General features: G+C 61.4%; 3 protein-coding genes. 1 reads left to right on the forward strand and 2 read right to left on the reverse strand.

The features are described 5' to 3' along the window. The coding region (locus tag EN925_RS29725) for a peptidoglycan-binding protein (protein ID WP_164894471.1) at positions 1 to 495 on the reverse strand (495 nt) is incomplete at its 3' end. Continuing rightward, positions 470 to 2,203: an ATP-binding protein gene (locus tag EN925_RS29730; protein WP_127370050.1), complete on the reverse strand. Its 1,734-nt coding sequence runs from the start codon at positions 2,201 to 2,203 to the stop codon at positions 470 to 472. The genes EN925_RS29725 and EN925_RS29730, both read right to left, overlap by 26 nt. A gap of 535 nt (positions 2,204 to 2,738) precedes the next feature. Between EN925_RS29730 and EN925_RS29735 the strand changes: the two genes are divergently transcribed. Next, positions 2,739 to 3,092 carry a DUF5330 domain-containing protein gene (locus EN925_RS29735; RefSeq protein WP_013532658.1) on the forward strand — a complete coding sequence of 118 codons (354 nt, stop codon included), beginning with the start codon at positions 2,739 to 2,741 and terminating at the stop codon, positions 3,090 to 3,092. Positions 3,093 to 3,113: the final 21 nt, after the last annotated feature.

Raw genomic sequence — 3,113 nt, forward strand, 5'->3', positions numbered from 1 at the left:
GACGGAACCTGTCTTCGGGGCCGCGCACAGTCGAACGAGCAGAAGCGCGTCGATCTCGCCGGACGCACTGAGCCCGACCTTCTGCTGATAGTCCTGGATGGCCTTGCGGGTGTTGGGTCCGGAAATGCCGTCGACCGTCCCGGAATAGAAATCGAGATCCTTCAATATGCCTTGCACCTGCTCGACCACCGGATCGCCCTTGATCGGTGCCGGCGCGCCGGATGGCCGCACGATGTTGAATGTCGTCTCCGGTTCGTCGGGCGTCGCGTGCGGAAAGCCCGCAATGCTGCGGGTCGCAAAAAATGCGCCGGCATGCGGGAAAGGTTGGTACCACAAGGCATTTGCGGAGACATAGAACAGCGTCACCAGGAACGCCGTCGAGCCGCCCACCAGGACAGGATTGCGCGAGATCATGCCGCCGACGGCGACAGCGCCGTCCTGAAAGGCATTGCTGCGGCGCTTGACCGCCTTAGCCGGTTTTCCGGAGCGAGCCATCTCTGTCCCCTTTCGCCATCGCCACAGGCATGGTCAGCACGCCGGCTTTCTCCGCCTGATGTCCCTTCGGTCCGTTCACCGGCAGGCTGATGGTCACCGTGGTGCCCTCGCCTGGCATGCTTTCGATGGACATCGTGCCCTCGTGCAGCGCCACCAGGCCCTTGACCAGTGAAAGGCCAAGACCAGTCCCCTCGAAACGGCGCGTATAGTCGTTCTGGATCTGCATGAAGGGCTTGCCGAGATTGGCGAAATCCTCCTCGGCGATGCCGATGCCGGTGTCCCTGACCCAGAAATGCAGGCGCGAACCGATCCGCTTGGCGCCGACGACGACGTCGCCGCCGTCGGGAGTGAACTTGATCGCGTTGGAGACCAGGTTGATGAGCATCTGCTGCACGGCGCGCTGATCGGCATTGATGTCGCCGGCGTCCGGCGCGATCTGCGCCTGCAGATCGATGTTCTTGGCCTGCGCCTGCAGTTGCATCATCGACTGGCACATGTCGACCGCTTCCGCGAACCGGAAAGGCTCGGGTTCGGTCGCATAGACGCCCGATTCAATCCTGGACACGTCGAGTATCGAGGTTACGACGGCGAGCAGATGCTGGCCCGAATCCCGTACCAAGCCGACATATTCTTTCTGGCGCGGATCCTTGAAGGCGCCGAACATCTCATGCAGCAGCATATCCGAGAAGCCGATAATGGCATTTAACGGCGTGCGCAGTTCGTGGCTGACCACCGCCAGGAAGCGTCCCTTCGCCACCTCGGCGGACGCGGCCGCCTCATTGGCTGCCGCCAGATCCTCGCGCAACCGGGCGATCTCGTCATTCTGCCTCAGGACGAACGTAAAGACATCACCCTGTTCCTCACCACGCACGAGATCAAGCGAGAACGGCCGGTAATTGTCGGCCGTCAGGCCATTGCCATTCTGAGGCAGCCGGATGCGCAATTCGAGCCGGCGCGACAGTGCGCCGTCGCGCATGTCGGCCATTGCGCTGAGATAGGAAACGCGATCCGACAGATGGACGCGATCGAAGAGGCCGTTTCCGGACAGCAGTTCGGGCGGCAGTTTCAAAAGCGTGCGCGCTTTTGGCGACGCGTCCAGGACCTCGCCATGACGGGCGACGCGCAAGACCACCGCATCGATGGTGTCTTCGAGCCGGTCGGCAGTGTCGAGCACATCAGCCGCATCGGCCGTGTTTTGAAATGCCGATGCGCGCGGGATCAGTGTGAGCGTCCAGGCCAACGGCACCAACCAGTGCCACGCCGCGATCTGCGCTCCTGCGAACGGGAATACGGTTCCAGCCAAAGGCTGAGCCAAGATGGCTACAGCGGCCGACACGGCTCCCCACAGTGCCGCGCGCCGCGAAGCGCCGATCCACCAGGCTTCAAAAGGCAGCGCCACGACAAGCATGGCGACAGGCGAACTCAGCCCGCCCGCGGCGGCAATGAGACTGCCGAGAGAAATGCCGGCCAGCACCAGGGCGACCCAACTCGCTATCGCCATCTTGCCGGTCGCCGCCACCAGCAAGGCGACGAACCAGCACAGGCCAAAGGCGGCGAAAATGGCGGCCATGGTGACGGCGACGCCCATGCCTGAAGTAACCAGCGTGACCGCGGCACCGGCGACAAAGAAAGGAGCGGCGAGCATGACGCCGATAAAGCGGCGCTGGCGCTCGCGGTCGCTCCGCCCAAGGATGGACGGATGGACCATACGTTCGCAACCGGCCGAAATCGCGCCAGGCAATTCAACGTATCTGGCCTTGATTGAACTCAACTCAACGCACTCGCACTTGTCGTGGACAGCTCTGCTATGCAGATGGTTCTGGTTGGCTTTGAAACTCGCATCCAGCGTTTAAGGAATGGATAAGGCAGGGCCGACCAGGGCCCGGCCTGCGGCAAATATCGGGATGCCGGCGGCCGAAAGCACGGACAAATGCAGCCATAGTAAACGGAGAGTTATCCGCCGACGGCACCCATCGGCCGGGCGCACTCGGCACCTGGACGTCCCTATTTCAAGAAAAACGCAGGGAAATCATGGGGATATATGGTTATTTGTTGTTAAGGAAAATTACTCGGATTTGAGACAAATCGATTGCAGAACGGTTCGTTTCGAATTTGCCTAAAATTTGAGGAAAATTCTCTCTTTGCCCGCAAGCCGTCCTTTGCGCCTGTGTGCCAAAATCCTGCCTACAAAAGAGGTCATGCCATATGGATGCATGATCCGGTCACGACGAGAGGGCAAGGGCATGGTCTTCCTCATAAGAATGGCTTTCTGGTTTTCGCTGGTGCTGCTGGCGCTGCCATTGAGTGTCGGCCCCGATGAAGCGGGGCATGAAAGCGTCGGACCGATCCAGGCCTTGTTTGCGGCACGCGAAGCGGTTGGCGATATCGCCGGCATTTGCGAACGCAAACCCGATGTCTGCGAGACCGGCAAGTCGGCGATGCACACCATTACCGCCCGCGCCAAAGAGACCGCCAAGATCGCGGCAGCGATGATGGACGACAAGTCCGCCGCCGGCCCCGACACGTCGACGATGACCGGCAGCGTGCCCGAAGGAATCGTCTTGCCCGAGACCGTCAACCTGCCGCCTCAGAATTAAGCCGTTTCGACGGCGCACCGC

Origin of the sequence: Mesorhizobium sp. M7A.F.Ca.US.006.04.2.1 (genome assembly GCF_004022915.1) — a bacterium.
In the GTDB taxonomy this organism is placed as follows: Bacteria; Pseudomonadota; Alphaproteobacteria; order Rhizobiales; family Rhizobiaceae; genus Mesorhizobium; species Mesorhizobium ciceri.